Source organism: Vagococcus fluvialis (genome assembly GCF_003337315.1).
Taxonomy (GTDB): domain Bacteria; phylum Bacillota; class Bacilli; order Lactobacillales; family Vagococcaceae; genus Vagococcus; species Vagococcus fluvialis.
In genome coordinates, this window is the sequence record NZ_QPJV01000002.1 from 313,417 (window position 1) to 328,898 (window position 15,482).

Consider the following 15,482-nt stretch of genomic DNA (forward strand, 5'->3'; position numbering starts at 1 on the left):
GTTTATTCAACAACTGTTAATTCATTTAATGTTTTACCATCTTTATCAATCATTTCAAGCCAGCTGTTAGTTCCAGCGAAATATAGAAACAAACCAACTTCGTTAACACTTTTTAAAATAATATCTTCTGTAGTTACGAAGTTTTTAAATTTGTCTAGATTTTCAGAACGAATTTTATCTCCCATTTTAGCAGAAAAACCAACAGAACCGTCTTTGTTTAAGGGTGCTTCTTTCATCATAGTAGCCCCTTTTTTAATGAGCATTTGATTACGTTTAATCCACATAACAGTAGCTTTACTACTTCTTGTATCAATGAAAAATTCTTTTTCGCTAACTTCTTTAGTCCATTTATGACGAGCTTTAGTAAGTTTAGATTTTTTCTTTTCAACAGCTTGTAGTGGGTAACCCATCTTTTCAAGAATGAGTAACATATATGAAAGTAGCTCCTTAAATGTGCTAGTAATATTAGCAGGTACTGAAAAATCAACTTCACCAGTCAGAGATAAACCTTGTTCAAGTGCTTCTGTTTTGAGCATTCTATTTAAGTAAATAGGTTCGATATCTTGTTTAGTCTGAATCTCAACAAGAAAGTTTCCTTTTTTTTCGAAAGTAGTTAACTCTTTTTTAGAGCCAATAAAAATAGGTGTCTTATCTTCATACAGTAGATAGGTGCTATCTTCATTTAATTTACTAGGAATCGTTTTAATATTACTAAGAGTGAGCACTGTTTCAAGAGAATCGCTTGTAATCACTGTTTTATTTTTTCCAAAAGTTACTTGAGTTGATAGAGTCATATTTAACAGTCCTTTGTCTTTTTTTTCATTATACGTTGCAAAGAACATAATAGGCTATTACTTTGCTTGAGTTTTGTTATCTAGGTTCATCTAAGACAAGCCCTAGTGTCAAACCAACTGTAATAGCTTGTTCATAATTGACAATAAAACCTCTAATCAAATCAGGAGAAAGGTTTAATCTCTCGAATTGGCAAGATGAAAGATTAAGCTTAGAAAGAGAAGTTCCTACCCAGTTTGTTTTATCTAGTTGACACTGCTCTAGTTCTAAATGATTCCACTTAACCTCACTAAATTCAGATTCATTTAATTGGCAATTAGTAAAGACAACTCGTTTTAGTTGTGCAAAGTTAAATGAGGCGTAGTTAATAGTACAATCAATAAATTCACAGTTTTGTAGTAAACTTTCAGCAAAATTAATACCTGTTAGCTTACAATTTTTAAAAACAGTGCGGTGAAAAGCAGCACCAATCCATTCAACATTTGAAAAATCGCAAGACTCAAATAGACAATCAACGCATTCAAAACGATTAAAAGTGTGACTTGGTACATTAAATTTTTTAAAGTGACTCTTTTCAAAAACAAGACTTTGATAACTATCACTGGAATAAGTTATGTCTTGTATGAATTGATTTTTAATCATCATTTCATCTTCTAAGTAGTCTGGTAAAGTTTCTTCAAGTACATGAGCTATTCTAGGTGTTTCTATTTTAAAGTTAGGCATCTAGTTTCCTCCTTAACAAACATTTGTTTGCGTAAAGCATACCACAAAGGTAAATGAAAATAAATGAAGAAAAGAGTTGACCTTTTTTCAAAAGGTTGCTATAATAAATGAGTTGAGAAATTAAGAAGAAGCACCCGCTTCTCGCCTTAGTGATATTTATGACTGGGCTTGATAGAAAAATTTCCTTATTTATATAGGGATAATTGTTTAGGTGCGGGACTTTTTAATATTAAAAAGACTCGTTTTTTTTCGTTTTTTCTCTAAAAATTATGGAGGTGAATGACCATAGCAAAAGATATTATGGTAAACGACGGCATTCGTGCAAGAGAAGTACGCTTAATCTCAGCAGACGGAGAACAGTTAGGTGTTAAAAGTAAAGTTGAAGCATTGAGAATTGCTGAGAGTGCTAACTTAGACTTAGTTTTAGTTGCACCAAATGCAAAACCACCCGTTGCTAAAGTAATGGACCACGGTAAATTCCGTTTTGAACAACAGAAAAAAGAACGCGAAGCCCGTAAAAATCAAAAAGTGATCAATGTGAAAGAAGTACGTTTAAGTCCAACAATCGATGTTAATGATTTTAATACAAAACTTCGTAACGCACGTAAATTCCTTGAAAAAGGTGACAAAGTGAAAGCTTCAATCCGTTTCAAAGGTCGTGCGATTACTCATAAAGAAATTGGTCAGAACGTCTTAAACCGTTTAGCTGAAGAAACTGCTGATATTGCAACAGTAGAACAAAAAGCTAAAATGGATGGTAGAAGTATGTTTTTAGTACTTTCACCAAAAGCAGATAAGTAACAAGAATTTGAGGAGGAAATCAAAATGCCAAAAATGAAAACTCACCGCGGACTAGCAAAACGTGTTAAGCGTACTGGTGGTGGCGGATTAAAAAGATACCGTGCGTTTACAAGTCACCGTTTCCACGGAAAAACTAAAAAACAACGTCGTCAATTACGTCGTCCAAGAATGGTATCAAAAGGCGACTACAAACGTATCCGTCAACAATTGACAGGTATGAGATAAGCTTTTTAGTTTTTTGATAATGACTAAAAACTTCAATAAATTCAATCGTAAACTCAAGGAGGAATTATCATGGCACGTGTAAAAGGTGGAAAAGTAACTCGCCAACGTCGTAAAAAAGTCCTAAAGTTAGCTAAAGGCTACTATGGCTCAAAACATACATTATTCAAAACAGCAAAAGAACAAGTGATGAGATCACATACTTATGCATTCAGAGACCGTAAACAAACTAAACGTAACTTCCGTAAATTATGGATCGCACGTATTAACGCTGGTGCTCGTATGAATGGTTTAAGCTACAGCAAAATGATGCATGGCTTAAAATTAGCTGAAATCGACATCAACCGTAAAATGTTATCTGAATTAGCTATCCATGATGCTGAAGCTTTCACAGCTCTTGCTGAAACAGCTAAAGCAGAATTAGCTAAATAATCAAATTTTTGTTGATTTATCAACGTTCTGGGCACTTCTTCTAGTAAGGAGTGTCTTTTTTTGTTTAAGCAAAGAGAGAATCGCCTAACATCTACTGGCTAAAATAGGTGTTAGGCGATTTTTGTGCACTTCTTTATTTATTTAGAAACAAAATGAAATATAAGGATTGTGTTACTTAGGCATTTAATAATTCCTTTAGAGTAACTAGATTTTCACCGTTATATAATGCTTTAAAGTCATTAATTTCAGTTTCACTATATAACTCTTTATCTAAAATTAGGTTTTCAACAGGGATTGGTCTTTCATCCATGATTTTTGCATCGATTAACACAACTCTACTAGCATTTAAATCTTCAATAGCTTTAGAAAAGACATTATCAATCTCTTCAATAGTTCTTAGAGTGTAACCAACAGCACCTTGAGCTTCTGAAATCTTAGCGAAATCAACATCTGTTAAATCAACACCAAAAATAGCATCATTTGTATCTAATTGGGAGTCACGAATAAAACCAAATTGTTGATTAGAGAATACAACGTGAATACTTGGTAAGTTATATCTAACGGCTGTGACGATATCCTGCATATTCATCGCAAAACCACCATCACCAGATAAACTCCAAACTTGGCGATTTTTAAATTCGAGTTTAGCAGCAATAGCACCTGGTAATCCATTTCCCATTGTGGCAAACAGTTCAGAAGTACGCCAGGTGTTTTTAGGTGTCATATGAAGATGTCTAATAGATGTTTGAGTAACGTCTCCAACATCTACAGAATAAAGAGCGTCTTCATCAGCATAACGATTAATAGCATCATAGACTTGATATAATCGTAGGTCACCTTCTGTATTTTTTTCTAATTGGTGCATATATTCTTTCCAGTTTTTTATATTATCTAGGTTAGCTTGATACCATTCTGTAAGTGGTGCTTCAGCTATTTTTTCATTTATTTTTGATAAAGCAATTTCAGCATCACCAAGAATTGTGACATCGGGATGATGTCTTTTACCAAGATTTTTTTGATTGTTATCAATTTGAATAAAGTGTTTAACATTTGAAAATGTTCCTTTTTCTTCACTGAAAGGGAAGTTACTTCCGACAAAGAGAACAGTGTCAGCTTCAGCTAAAGCTTCATTTGCAGGTTTCCAAGCTACTCGAAAAGCAGAACCTAAAAGACCTTCATAATCGTAATTAAAATTATCAAAGTTAATACCAGTAATGGCAACGGGAGCTTTTATTTTTCTACCTAAGGCTTCAACTAATTCTCCACACCCTCTTGTTCCTTTTCCAGCATAAATGACAGGTCTTTTAGCTTTCTCTAATAATGCGACAGCCTTGTCAATATCTGAAACATCAGGAAGCATTTTAGGTAATTTGCGATAAGATGAGGCAGAAGAAGGCCATTTATCAGCATCAATTTTTTCCCAACCAAAGTTAACTGGTACTTCAACAACTGCTACACCGCGATAAGCAACAGCCGTACGAATCGCCTCATCTAATACTTTAGGTAACTGCTCAGCGTAAGCCACTTTCCTGTTATAAATGGCTACATCAGCAAATAAAGGATTTTGATTCATTTCTTGGAACATATCCATATTAGCTTCACTTAAAGGTCTTTGTCCTAATATAGCTAAGACAGGGACGTTATCAAACTTAGCATCATACAAACCATTGTAAAGATGAGTTGCACCAGGACCGGCCGATCCGACACAAACACCAATTTTACCAGTGAATTTAGCATGCATAGAAGCAGCTAAAGCACCAGCTTCTTCATGTCTAACTTGGATGAAATTTATATGTTCCTTTTCTTTTTCTAAAGCATCAATTAATGAGTTGAGAGAACCAGCTGGAATACCATAAATATTCTCAACACCCCAGGATTCAATAGTTTTAAGGCCAGCTACCCAGCCATCTATTTTATTTGACATCTAATATCAATCCTAACTTTTTATTTTGACAAGGCGTCCCCTGTACAGATTCATTCTAGTGTTTTTGTTTGAGATAGCAAAAAAACCAACTTTTTGAAAAGTTTTTCTATTTTGAGCCATCTAAAAAAATAAGCTTAAAAGCTTTTAAAATAAGGGAATTGAATCTCTTTTTCTTTTTTTTAGAAAAATATAAAAACAGAACAATATTGTTTTTGTATTTATTTTTATATAACAGTTTAATGAACTGTTATAGTCTGTTTTATTAAAAAAAGTATTTTTAAAGGAGAAAATAATGCTATACTTGTTTAAAAGGAGGGTTTAAAATGTGTCCGGAATGTTATAGTGAAAAAAGTCGTGTCACACCAATTTATCACCCTTATGATTGTTTAAGTCGTCATACACAATATATTTGTGGAACTTGTCGTAGATGTATTTGTATTCAAAAGGATAAAACAAGAAATCTATATCGTTGGAATTTCCCTTTTAAATCTTTACAAGATGCTAAATATTATTTAAGAACTGCAGAGTATACGTTGAAAGATTCGTGTGGTATCTACGAAATAAAGCTTGATAAAAGTAGAAATTTCTATAAAATATTCCCAAAAAAATCTGATGTTACAGCTTATCTAAAGAAAAATAAGGGTAAAAAATGTAATAAAATCCCTGTTTTTAAAACAGAAGCTTATCAAGAATTTCCAAATACAGAAGTGAGAAAGTTGACTGAAGAAGAAATAAGTTATTATTTATTAGAGAGATAAAAAATAAACCTGACGAGGTTTATTTTTTTGAACTTAAATACAAAATTGTTTTAAATGTAAGGGGTTTTAAATAAACAGAAATTGACTCAAATTGTTATTATAGCAAGGTGTTTGCTTATTTTTTATAAGAGTTACTAACTTGTGAAATTAAGAAGAAAGCCGAGAAACTTTGCTTAATTCCTTAAAATCAATAGAATAGATTTTGTGCAAGGGACGCTTTGCTTGAAAATTTAACTCTTAGGGTGAACTCAAATGATCTTGTTGGAAAATATTTCAAAAGAATTTACACAGAAAAATCATCAAATCTTAGCTCTTTCGAATATCTCTTTAGAAATTAAAAAGAATGAATTTTTTGGATTAGTTGGTGTTAGTGGATCTGGAAAATCAACTTTATTAAGAATTATTAATGGTTTAGAGATTCCAACAAAAGGAAAGATAAGCCTAAATAATAATCAGCTAGAAGAGAAGATGACTAAGAAAAAACGCCATATGATTCAAGATATAGGTATGGTTTTTCAACAATTTAATTTATTACAAAACGTAACTGTTAAAAAGAATGTGGAGCTTCCGCTAAAAATACAAGGAAAAAAGGATGAGTCTATTGTTGAAGAAATGCTTAATTTCGTAGGTATGCTTGAGCATAAAGATAAATATCCTAGTCAATTAAGTGGTGGGCAAAAGCAAAGGGTTGCAATTGCCAGGGCATTAACTACTAAGCCAAGTATTTTATTATGTGATGAACCAACTTCTGCATTAGATGAACATAACGGCCATGAAGTTATGAAGTTACTAAAAAAAACGCAAAATGAATTAGGAACAACTATTGTATTTGTTAGTCATGAATTAGAAGTGATTAAAAGATGGTGTGATCGAGCAGCTATTATGGAAAAAGGTGAAGTTTTATCTATAGTGGATGTAGCTAATTCAACTATTGAAGAAGATGAAGCAAGCTATTTTGAAAGAGCAGTGTGGTATTTATCATGAATGAAATTATAGAAAAAGTAAGTCTACATCAAACTGAAATAATGACAGCTTTGTCTCAAACGATGGTGATGATAATTGTTTCAATGAGTGCAGCTTTAATTATAGGGCTTCCTATGGGAACTCTTATGTATCTCAATACAATTAATTATTATAAGAGTAAAAAAATGGGAGTACTTAGCCAAATAATAAATCTTTATGTGGATATTATTCGTTCGTTTCCATTTTTATTGTTTGTTGTATCCATTATACCTTTAACAAGATTTGTTTTAGGAACGTCATTTGGTACGATGGCTGCAGCATTTCCTTTATGTTTTGTTGCAGTTGCTAATTATGCCAGAATGTCAGAACAAGCGCTTTTAGATGTTCCTAGAGAAACAATTGAACTTTCTAAATCTCTTGGAGCAACAACATGGCAACTTGTTTATCGTTTCTTGTATGTAGAAGGTAGATCGAGTTTAGTATTAAGTTTTACAACAGTTACTATTGGAATGGTATCGTACTCAACTATTATGGGAGTTGTTGGTGGAGGTGGAATAGGAGATTTTGCTATTCGCTATGGTTATCAATCTTATGAGTACGAGATTATGTATACAACCATTATTGTGATGATATTGAGTGTTATTTTGATTCAAAAAACAGGTACATGGTTAGCTAATTATTTAGATAAAAGAAAAATATTTTAAGGAGCGTTACAGATGAAAAAAAGTAGTAAAGTATTATTAGGTTTATTAGGTGTTAGCTTGTTATTAGCAGGTTGTGGAGCAAAGGATAATGCTTCAACAAAAGAATCTAAAACAAAAGAAGATAAAGTAATTAAAGTAGCAACAGCTCTAGATTCTAGTGAGAAAATTTTAAATATCGCTAATAAAGAAGCTGAAAAAGAAGGCTACACTATTGAGATTGTACGAGTAAATGATAATGTACAATACAATAAATTATTAAATGAAAAAGAAGTAGATGCTAACTTTTCACAGCATGGACCATTTATGGAAGAATTTAATGAAGCTCAAAGTGGTAATTTAGTTATTGCTCAAAAAGTGTATGATGCTCGTGTAGGGTTTTACTCAAAAGAGTATAAAAATGTAGAAGATATTCCGAATGGTGGAAAAGTAGCTATTCCTAATGATGCATCAAATCAAGGAAGAGCTTTAGCAATTTTAGATGAGAAAGGTTTAATTAAATTAAAAGATGGCGTTGGTTTTAATGGAACAGTGAAAGATGTTGTAGAAAATCCAAAAGAATTTGAATTTGTTGAAATTGATTTATTAAACTTAGCATCAGCATATGATGAAAAAGGAATTGTTTTAGTTTATAATTATCCAACTTATTTAACTAAAATTGGTTTAACACCTGAAGATGCATTATTCTTAGAAGCTCCAAATGATAATCACTATGCGATTAGTGTCGCAGCTCGTGAGGATAATATTGATTCTGAAAAAATTAAAGTGCTACAAAAATCAGTTGGTAGTGATGCTGTTCGTACTTATCTAGAAGAAGAGCATGGGGAGTCATTAGTTCCATCATTTTAATAACTAATCTTAAAGAGGTTGACCAAAATGTCAGCTTCTTTTATTATTCCTTATCTCCTCCAGTTGATTAGAGCACAAGGACTTTTGATTTACTCTTTTTTTGTGACAAAATTGACTCTTGAGCTTACAAAACTGTTCGTTTATAAAGGGATTCTTAGGTGTATAATATGCCGAGTAGAGGAGAGTGAAAGAAGTGGAAGTAGTAAGTCAACGAAAAAAGTTAACAACTTTTGATTTAAAGATATTAGGTATTATTTTAATGTTCATTGATCATATTCATCAAATGTTTTCAATTATGGGAGCTCCAGGTTGGCTAGATTGGTTTGGTAGACCTGTAGCAACTTTATTTTTCTTTATTAGTGTGGAGGGCTTTAGTCATACAAGAAATAAAAATAACTATTTATTTAGATTATTAATTGGTTTTTGGGTTATGAATATAGGCTCAACCATAGTTCAAAAATTTTTCGAATTAGGTCAAACAGCTTTAATGAATAATATCTTTACGGATTTATTTGTCGGAGTCTTGGCAATGTATGGTATCGATTTTTTAGTAGAGTTTAGAAAGCAAAAGAAAGCTAGTCAATTGGTAATAGGTATACTTTGCCTAGTTGGACCATTAGCTCTATCATTGATTGCTTTAGTTGGATTGTCTAGTGGTAATATGTTATTACTAGGTTTAGCACGAGTAATGCCAATGACTTTATTTGCTGAAAATAGTATCATGGTTTATTTAATACCAGTTATGTATTTACTTAGAAAAAATAAAAATTGGCAATGTCTAGCAATTGCCGCAGTTGCTATTTTATTTTTTATAGGAAACCCGGCGCAAGCTTTTACAAGTAACACTCAGTGGATGATGATTTTTTCTATTATTCCAATTATGTTGTATGGTGGAGAAAAAGGAAGAGGAATGAAATCTTTCTTCTATATATTTTATCCAGCCCACATATGGTTACTTTATATTTTAGCATCTCTTATTTATAATCATTAATTGTGTGGAATAACAAAAGATTGATATGAAAATATCAGTCTTTTTTATTTTATTTTCACAAACTTAGTGAAAATACCAACTAAAATCAAGAAAATAATTTCTTATTGTGAAAAAAATAATGAAAGCTTGAAGTTATAACTATATATAGTTGTCAATAGTTTTTTAAATTATCTTTAACACAATATGTAGTTGAAAATGATAAGTTAATGAGCTATCATATACTAGAGATTGAAATTAAGGAGTTGGCGAAAATGATAGAAATCAACAAAAAAAATGTGGGATTATCAAATAAAAGTGCTGATTTTAACAATATACAGGTCATTAAAAGAGATGGTCGTGTTGTTGAATTTGAAGAGTGGAAAATAACAAATGCGTTACTTAAAGCTGAAAGAAAAATTAATGGTAGTGTTGAAGCTCATTCAGAAGCGAAAATTCAGGAGATTGTTGATTTAGTTATTGAAGAAATTAACCAACGTTTTAGTGATAATGTTAAAATTTATGAAATTCAAAATATAGTAGAACATATTTTATTAGATAACTGTGAATATGATTTAGCCAAAGAATATATTAATTATCGTACAAGTCGTGATTTTGAAAGAAGCCGCGCCACAGATATTAACTTCACAATTGGTAAATTACTTAATAAAGATAGTCAATTAGTTAATGAAAATGCGAATAAAGACAGTGATGTATTTAATACTCAAAGAGATTTAACAGCAGGAATTGTTGGAAAATCAATTGGCTTAAAATTATTACCAGCTCACGTAGCTAATGCTCATCAAAAAGGTGATATTCATTACCATGACCTTGATTATCATCCATATTCACCCATGACTAACTGTTGTTTAATTGATTTTGAAGGTATGTTAAATAATGGCTTTAAAATTGGGAATGCTGAAGTTGAAGCACCAAAATCAATTCAAACAGCTACAGCACAAATTTCTCAAATTATTGCTAACGTAGCTTCAAGTCAATACGGAGGCTGTTCAGCAGATCGAATAGATGAGTTTTTAGCCCCATTTGCTGAAAGAAATTATTTTAAACATATGGAAGATGCTAAAAATTGGATTGAGGATGAGTCTCGTCATGATGCTTATGCGAAATCTAAAACTCAAAAAGATATTTATGATGCTATGCAAAGTTTAGAGTATGAAATTAATACTTTGTTTACTTCAAATGGTCAAACTCCATTTACTTCTTTTGGTTTTGGTCTTGGAACAAACTGGTTCGAGCGTGAAATCCAAAGAGCTATCTTTTTAAATCGTATTAAAGGTTTAGGACAAGAACGTAGAACAGCAATTTTTCCTAAATTAATTTTTACTATTAAAGATGGTGTTAACCACAGTCCAAGTGATCCAAACTATGATATTAAAGAGTTAGCTTTAGAGTGTGCTACTAAGAGAATGTATCCTGATATTTTAAACTATGAAAAAATTGTTGAGTTAACAGGAAGTTTCAAAGTACCAATGGGTTGTCGTTCATTCTTACAAGGTTGGAAAAATGAGCAAGGTGAAGAAATTAATGCAGGACGTATGAACTTAGGTGTTGTGACACTTAACTTACCAAGAATAGCTCTTGAAGCAGAAGGAAATATTGAAAAATTCTGGTCATTACTAGAAGAACGCCTAGCAACAATGAAAGATGCTTTAGTTTTTAGAATTGACCGCTGTAAAGAAGCAACACCAGCAAATGCACCAATTCTTTATTTACACGGAGCTTTTGGTAAAAAATTACAAAAAACTGATGAAGTAGATGAATTGTTTAAAAATAAAAGAGCAACTGTTTCTCTTGGTTATATTGGTCTTTATGAAGTTGCGGCAAGTTTCTTTGGTGGCGATTGGGAAGAAAATAGTGAGGCTAAGGAATTTACTTTAGACATTTTAAGATATCTAAAAGCGAATGCTGATGATTGGGGTAATGAATATGGCTATCACTTTAGTGTTTACTCAACTCCAAGTGAAAGTTTGACAGACCGTTTCTGTCGAATGGACCGTGAAAAATTTGGTGAAGTAGAAAATATCACTGATAAAGATTACTATACAAATAGTTTCCATTATGATGTGCGTAAAAATCCAACACCATTTGAAAAATTAGATTTTGAAAAAGATTACCCAGCATATTGTTCAGGTGGATTTATTCATTACTGTGAGTATCCAGTACTGCAACAAAATAGAAAAGCCTTAGAAGCTGTTTGGGATTATTCTTATGAACGAGTTGGCTACTTAGGGACTAATACACCGATTGACCACTGTTATGAATGTGATTTTGAAGGAGATTTTAATCCAACAGAAAGAGGTTTCCAGTGTCCTCAATGTGGTAACAATGATCCTAAAACATGTGACGTTGTTAAAAGAACATGTGGTTACTTAGGAAATCCACAAGCACGTCCAATGGTACATGGTCGTCACAAAGAAATTTCAGCACGTGTTAAACATATGAAATAGTTAATGAGGCTCGTCTTTTTAGACAGCCTCTTCATTTTAGATTTTAGGAGTGAAAAGAGATGAAAAATCCTAAGCCCAAGGAATGGACAGCAGAAAAGTGGAGTCAAGGATATATTGCAGATTATAAACCTTTTATGTTTGTTGACGGAGAAGGAGTTAGATGTAGTATTTATGTAAGTGGTTGTTTATTTGCCTGTGAAGGCTGTTTTAATAAAGCCATTCAAAATTTTAAATACGGAACTCCCTTTACTCAAGAATTAGAAAATCAGATTTTTAGAGATCTTCATCATGAATCAGTTCAAGGATTAACCCTCTTAGGAGGAGAACCTTTTTTAAATACACAAGTTTGTTTAAAACTAGTTAATCGTTTTAGAGATGAATTTGGTGATACAAAAGATATTTGGTCTTGGTCAGGCTACACCTTTGAAGAGTTATTAGTAGATACTGAGGATAAATTAGAGATGCTATCAAAAATTGATGTTTTAGTAGATGGAAGATTTGAGCTTAAAAGACGAGATTTAACCCTACAATTTAGAGGTAGTAGCAATCAAAGAATTATTGATGTGCCGAAATCTTTAGAAGCACAAGAAGCAATTATTTGGGAAAAGTGTATTGACTCTAGTCGCTATAATTCGTAAAAATAAAAAAGTTAAACTTCATTTTATCTTTGAAGTTTAACTTTTTTGTTAGTTTTGCTTTTTAAATAAACCATAGCGGTAAATAATGAAAGTTAAAGACGAAACAACAAGAAGAATAATTATTGTAATTGTTGTTGCCAATCTTTTTTGACTACCTTTTTGAGACAAGAATTCTGATTCAGTAGTTAGCTTATGATACGTTATCGCAGTAAGTTCTTCTTTTGTTTCTTTAATTGTTTGTGTATTTAAGTTAAGAGTATAAGTAGGACTCCAATTTCCATTATCTTCAAAAGCTAAAAATTTAAGTTCGGTAGGCATCTTATTAGGGTTATATTTTCCCTTAAAATGACCATTCTGATCTAAATTCACTTGATAATTTTTATCATCAGCTATCATAAAAACTTTTGAATTTGAATGATTCATTGAGATATCAATTTGTTTATTTTTACTATTGTAGGATAAATTGTTAAAAGAAAGATTAGGTTCTTCAGATAAAACAAGATAAGAAACTTTTTCAGTATGTGTTTTTTTAGAAGAATCAGTAAATTCGATAGTTGTTTTATATAAGCCACTTGTTATGGTATTAGCGCGACTTGAGTTAGGGAATTTAACATCTGTTAAGTTTGTTCCATACTCTTTTTCTAACATAGGAACAAAAGTATCAGGGGAAAGTTTTATTCCTTGCTTAATAGTGGCGTAGATTGTTTGTGAGGACACTTCTTGCCCTAAAGAAACAATAGGGAATAAAAATAAAGTAATAAAAAATACGAAGATAAATGGTTTTTTTGTCATAAATAATTCCTCCTAAGGCATATTCATTGTACATCTCTACTAAAATGAGTACAAGGAATAAAAAAATATGGTAAAATAAGCTGAATTTAGACAAGGAGAATGTAAAGATGAAAGGTTATTTATTTTTATTAGTAGCAATTATAGGTGAAGTCGTAGGTACTAATTTATTAAAAGCAACGGATGGATTTACAAAATTACAGCCTACTCTTTTGACTATTATTGCTTACGTGATTTCTTTTTATTTCCTATCATTATCATTTAAGTCGATTCCAATTGCAGTAGCCTACGCTGTATGGGGAGCAATTGGAATTATTTTAATAACTTTGTTTTCTGTTTTAGTCTGGAAGGAACCCATTAATCTAATGACAATTTTTGGTTTGGGGTTAATAATTGCAGGAACAATTGTTGTTAATTTATTTGGTACAGGACATTAAAGTCATGGTTTTGTCATGTTTATCATAAAAATTCATTAAATTGAAAAATTAAAGACACAGTATTTTCATAATTAGAAGCTATTATATATGTATACCAACAAAACAACCCTAACAAACTTTTTCATTTTATTTACTCCTCCAAAGTAAATAAAACAACTCCTTTAGTGGCTAGTCAATTGACTAGTCACTTTTTTATTTTTTTAAATTATAAAATAATATAAAAAGAAGTAGCTCTCTATTTTTAAGAGCCACTTCTTAATTAGTTAATCATAAAATTTTCTTCAGTATCTGCGTAATAACTTAAGTGAGGAAAGAGGATTCTGAAGGTTGTTCCTTGTCCAACTTGAGATTCAACATAAAGGTTATGTCCTAATTTTTCTGTAAGAGATTTAGCTAGATAAAGGCCTAACCCTGTTGAATTAGTTTCCTCATTGCGACCATTATTACCTGTAAATCCCTTATTAAAAATACGAGATAAATCTTCTGGTGGAATTCCAATACCTGTATCCGTTAGACTTAGCCATATACCGCGTTCGTTTTTTGACAGTTCAACAGTAATAACACTATTAGAATCAGAATACTTAAGAGCGTTACTAATTAGTTGATTTAAAATAAAAACTAACCATTTTTCATCTGTTAAGACGTGATGATCATCACCTATAAGTGAGAATCGAATATTCTTTTGAATAAAATAGTCAGCTGATTGTTTAACTGTTTGTTGAACAATTTTTTTTAATGAATAAGATTTAATCAAATAATCTTTTGAAAAACTATCTAAGCGAGAATAATATAAGACTTGATCTACGTAATCATCAATACGTTTTAAGTTATTCCGTAATTGATTATATCTTTTCTCTGAAACATCATCCTCAATACTTTCTGAAATCAGCTTTAAAGAGGCTAAAGGTACTTTAATTTCATGTACCCAACTGTCGATATAATCTTTTTGTTCGTTTGATAAGGATCTAACTTCGTTTAACAAAGCAAATTGCTCACTTTGAAGTTCATTGAAATAGTCTTGATAAAGGATTTCTTCATTGGACCTTGCATGAGTTAACCTAGGTGTTTCAACTAAATCATTTCGATCTACTTCTAATTGTAACCACCATTTTTTTCGGCGATTAAAATCAAAACCTAAAAAAGTGAGTAATAAAAGAATGCCAATTAGTAAGATATAGAGTAAAGAAGGTAAGTTAAAGTTTACTTCAGGGGTTAACCATAAAATAAAACTAGTTAAGCCAACGAAAATAAACCATAATAAAATCAATCGATATTGGTCACGCAAGTAATTAAAAAAAGTCATTGGCTTAGTTAGGGAATAATGTAACCCTGGCCAACTTTAGTTTCAATGTAGCCAGTAATCCCTGCTCCTTCAATTTTTTTTCTTAAACGGTTGATGTTAACTGTTAATGTATTATCATCTACAAATCGCTCATCATCCCAAAGAGCTCGTAATAATTTTTCACGGCTAACAATTTTACCTTGATTTTTCATTAAAATAAGTAATAATTGGAATTCATTTTTACTTAGCTCGATACTCTCATCATTAATCATAAAAGAACTATTCTCCATATTTAACATTAGACCATTATGCTCTAGTGTTGAACTATCAGCTTTTGAGTAGTCATAAGTTCTTCTAAGTAAGGCATTCACTTTAGCAATTAAAATATCTGTTGAAAAAGGTTTTGTGACATAATCATCTCCGCCAAGATTCATGGACATAATGGAATCTGCGTTTGTGTCACGACTTGAAATAAAGATAACAGGAGCTTTAGAAATCTCTCTGATTTTTTGTACCCAGTAGTAGCCATCAAAGACTGGTAAATTAATATCTAATAAAACAAGGTGTGGTTGTTCTTTTTCAAAAGTATCTAAAACAAGTTTAAAATCACGTACTTCAACTGTTTCAAATCCCCATTTTTGTAAACTTTCTGAGACTAATTCTCTAACTGTTTCATCGTCTTCAACAATCATTATTTTCATCATATTAAAACTCCTTTTGTCATATCAATTCCATT

16 protein-coding genes, 1 pseudogene and 1 other annotated feature are annotated in these 15,482 nt (G+C 31.5%); of the genes and pseudogenes, 11 read left to right on the forward strand and 6 right to left on the reverse strand.

The features are described from left to right. Positions 1-2: 2 nt before the first annotated feature. The gene (locus tag DFR54_RS03280; protein ID WP_114288905.1) at positions 3-794 is read right to left on the reverse strand and encodes a hypothetical protein; all 792 of its coding nucleotides are present in this window, start codon (positions 792-794) and stop codon (positions 3-5) included. Between the two features lie 76 nt (positions 795-870). After that, a complete protein-coding gene (locus DFR54_RS03285; protein ID WP_114288906.1) occupies positions 871-1,515 on the reverse strand; it encodes a pentapeptide repeat-containing protein in 645 nt (214 codons plus the stop codon). Between the two features lie 116 nt (positions 1,516-1,631). Beyond that, positions 1,632-1,772 (forward strand) — a sequence feature (ribosomal protein L20 leader region). Between the two features lie 22 nt (positions 1,773-1,794). Between DFR54_RS03285 and infC the strand changes: the two genes are divergently transcribed. From infC to rplT, 3 genes are all read left to right on the forward strand, one after another. Beyond that, the gene (gene infC / locus DFR54_RS03290) at positions 1,795-2,316 is read left to right on the forward strand and encodes a translation initiation factor IF-3 (RefSeq protein ID WP_086342100.1); all 522 of its coding nucleotides are present in this window, start codon (positions 1,795-1,797) and stop codon (positions 2,314-2,316) included. Between the two features lie 24 nt (positions 2,317-2,340). Beyond that, the gene (rpmI, locus tag DFR54_RS03295) at positions 2,341-2,541 is read left to right on the forward strand and encodes a 50S ribosomal protein L35 (RefSeq protein WP_114288907.1); all 201 of its coding nucleotides are present in this window, start codon (positions 2,341-2,343) and stop codon (positions 2,539-2,541) included. A 69-nt stretch (positions 2,542-2,610) separates the two neighbouring features. Beyond that, complete coding sequence (gene rplT, locus DFR54_RS03300) at positions 2,611-2,970, forward strand: 50S ribosomal protein L20 (RefSeq protein ID WP_086342102.1); 360 nt, start codon at positions 2,611-2,613, stop codon at positions 2,968-2,970. Between the two features lie 175 nt (positions 2,971-3,145). Here the strand turns inward: rplT and spxB are convergent, their stop codons facing one another. Further along, on the reverse strand, positions 3,146-4,894 hold the full coding sequence (spxB, locus tag DFR54_RS03305; protein ID WP_114288908.1) for a pyruvate oxidase: 1,749 nt from the start codon (positions 4,892-4,894) through the stop codon (positions 3,146-3,148). A gap of 323 nt (positions 4,895-5,217) precedes the next feature. Here spxB and DFR54_RS03310 point away from each other — a divergent pair, with 323 nt between their 5' ends. From DFR54_RS03310 to nrdG, 7 genes and pseudogenes are all read left to right on the forward strand, one after another. Next, positions 5,218-5,652 carry a hypothetical protein gene (locus tag DFR54_RS03310; RefSeq protein ID WP_114288909.1) on the forward strand — a complete coding sequence of 145 codons (435 nt, stop codon included), beginning with the start codon at positions 5,218-5,220 and terminating at the stop codon, positions 5,650-5,652. A 252-nt stretch (positions 5,653-5,904) separates the two neighbouring features. Further along, complete coding sequence (locus DFR54_RS03315; protein WP_114288910.1) at positions 5,905-6,636, forward strand: methionine ABC transporter ATP-binding protein; 732 nt, start codon at positions 5,905-5,907, stop codon at positions 6,634-6,636. Then, the gene (locus DFR54_RS03320) at positions 6,633-7,319 is read left to right on the forward strand and encodes a methionine ABC transporter permease (RefSeq protein WP_114288911.1); all 687 of its coding nucleotides are present in this window, start codon (positions 6,633-6,635) and stop codon (positions 7,317-7,319) included. Before DFR54_RS03315 ends, DFR54_RS03320 begins: the two co-directional genes overlap by 4 nt. 12 nt (positions 7,320-7,331) lie before the next feature. Then, positions 7,332-8,165, forward strand: a complete 834-nt coding sequence (locus DFR54_RS03325; RefSeq protein ID WP_114288912.1) for a MetQ/NlpA family ABC transporter substrate-binding protein — start codon at positions 7,332-7,334, stop codon at positions 8,163-8,165. A 193-nt stretch (positions 8,166-8,358) separates the two neighbouring features. Further along, the gene (locus DFR54_RS03330; protein WP_227259238.1) at positions 8,359-9,156 is read left to right on the forward strand and encodes a TraX family protein; all 798 of its coding nucleotides are present in this window, start codon (positions 8,359-8,361) and stop codon (positions 9,154-9,156) included. Positions 9,157-9,407: 251 nt separating this feature from the next. Continuing rightward, the gene (gene nrdD / locus DFR54_RS03335; protein WP_114288914.1) at positions 9,408-11,600 is read left to right on the forward strand and encodes an anaerobic ribonucleoside-triphosphate reductase; all 2,193 of its coding nucleotides are present in this window, start codon (positions 9,408-9,410) and stop codon (positions 11,598-11,600) included. 59 nt (positions 11,601-11,659) lie between these two features. Further along, positions 11,660-12,303 (forward strand): annotated as a pseudogene (nrdG, locus tag DFR54_RS03340) (anaerobic ribonucleoside-triphosphate reductase activating protein). Here nrdG and DFR54_RS03345 read toward each other — a convergent pair. Then, positions 12,287-13,030: a hypothetical protein gene (locus DFR54_RS03345; RefSeq protein ID WP_114288916.1), complete on the reverse strand. Its 744-nt coding sequence runs from the start codon at positions 13,028-13,030 to the stop codon at positions 12,287-12,289. The pseudogene nrdG and the gene DFR54_RS03345 sit on opposite strands and share 17 nt — an antisense overlap. A 107-nt stretch (positions 13,031-13,137) precedes the next feature. Between DFR54_RS03345 and DFR54_RS03350 the strand changes: the two genes are divergently transcribed. After that, positions 13,138-13,464 (forward strand): DMT family transporter, encoded by a 327-nt coding sequence (locus tag DFR54_RS03350; protein ID WP_114288917.1) that lies wholly within the window; start codon positions 13,138-13,140, stop codon positions 13,462-13,464. A 259-nt stretch (positions 13,465-13,723) separates the two neighbouring features. Here the strand turns inward: DFR54_RS03350 and DFR54_RS03355 are convergent, their stop codons facing one another. Both DFR54_RS03355 and DFR54_RS03360 read right to left on the reverse strand, forming a co-directional pair. Then, positions 13,724-14,767 carry a sensor histidine kinase gene (locus DFR54_RS03355; protein ID WP_114288918.1) on the reverse strand — a complete coding sequence of 348 codons (1,044 nt, stop codon included), beginning with the start codon at positions 14,765-14,767 and terminating at the stop codon, positions 13,724-13,726. An 8-nt stretch (positions 14,768-14,775) separates the two neighbouring features. Then, positions 14,776-15,450 (reverse strand): response regulator transcription factor, encoded by a 675-nt coding sequence (locus DFR54_RS03360; RefSeq protein ID WP_086342115.1) that lies wholly within the window; start codon positions 15,448-15,450, stop codon positions 14,776-14,778. Between the last annotated feature and the right edge of the window lie 32 nt (positions 15,451-15,482).

Excerpts from the sequence above, each read along its gene's own strand:
- DFR54_RS03280 (WP_114288905.1), bottom strand. The coding sequence starts at position 794 with ATGACTCTATCAACTCAAGTAACTTTTGGAAAAAATAAAACAGTGATT.
- DFR54_RS03285 (WP_114288906.1), bottom strand. The coding sequence starts at position 1,515 with ATGCCTAACTTTAAAATAGAAACACCTAGAATAGCTCATGTACTTGAA.
- infC (WP_086342100.1), top strand. The coding sequence starts at position 1,795 with ATGACCATAGCAAAAGATATTATGGTAAACGACGGCATTCGTGCAAGA.
- rpmI (WP_114288907.1), top strand. The coding sequence starts at position 2,341 with ATGCCAAAAATGAAAACTCACCGCGGACTAGCAAAACGTGTTAAGCGT.
- rplT (WP_086342102.1), top strand. The coding sequence starts at position 2,611 with ATGGCACGTGTAAAAGGTGGAAAAGTAACTCGCCAACGTCGTAAAAAA.
- spxB (WP_114288908.1), bottom strand. The coding sequence starts at position 4,894 with ATGTCAAATAAAATAGATGGCTGGGTAGCTGGCCTTAAAACTATTGAA.
- DFR54_RS03310 (WP_114288909.1), top strand. The coding sequence starts at position 5,218 with ATGTGTCCGGAATGTTATAGTGAAAAAAGTCGTGTCACACCAATTTAT.
- DFR54_RS03315 (WP_114288910.1), top strand. The coding sequence starts at position 5,905 with ATGATCTTGTTGGAAAATATTTCAAAAGAATTTACACAGAAAAATCAT.
- DFR54_RS03320 (WP_114288911.1), top strand. The coding sequence starts at position 6,633 with ATGAATGAAATTATAGAAAAAGTAAGTCTACATCAAACTGAAATAATG.
- DFR54_RS03325 (WP_114288912.1), top strand. The coding sequence starts at position 7,332 with ATGAAAAAAAGTAGTAAAGTATTATTAGGTTTATTAGGTGTTAGCTTG.
- nrdD (WP_114288914.1), top strand. The coding sequence starts at position 9,408 with ATGATAGAAATCAACAAAAAAAATGTGGGATTATCAAATAAAAGTGCT.
- DFR54_RS03345 (WP_114288916.1), bottom strand. The coding sequence starts at position 13,030 with ATGACAAAAAAACCATTTATCTTCGTATTTTTTATTACTTTATTTTTA.
- DFR54_RS03350 (WP_114288917.1), top strand. The coding sequence starts at position 13,138 with ATGAAAGGTTATTTATTTTTATTAGTAGCAATTATAGGTGAAGTCGTA.
- DFR54_RS03355 (WP_114288918.1), bottom strand. The coding sequence starts at position 14,767 with ATGACTTTTTTTAATTACTTGCGTGACCAATATCGATTGATTTTATTA.
- DFR54_RS03360 (WP_086342115.1), bottom strand. The coding sequence starts at position 15,450 with ATGATGAAAATAATGATTGTTGAAGACGATGAAACAGTTAGAGAATTA.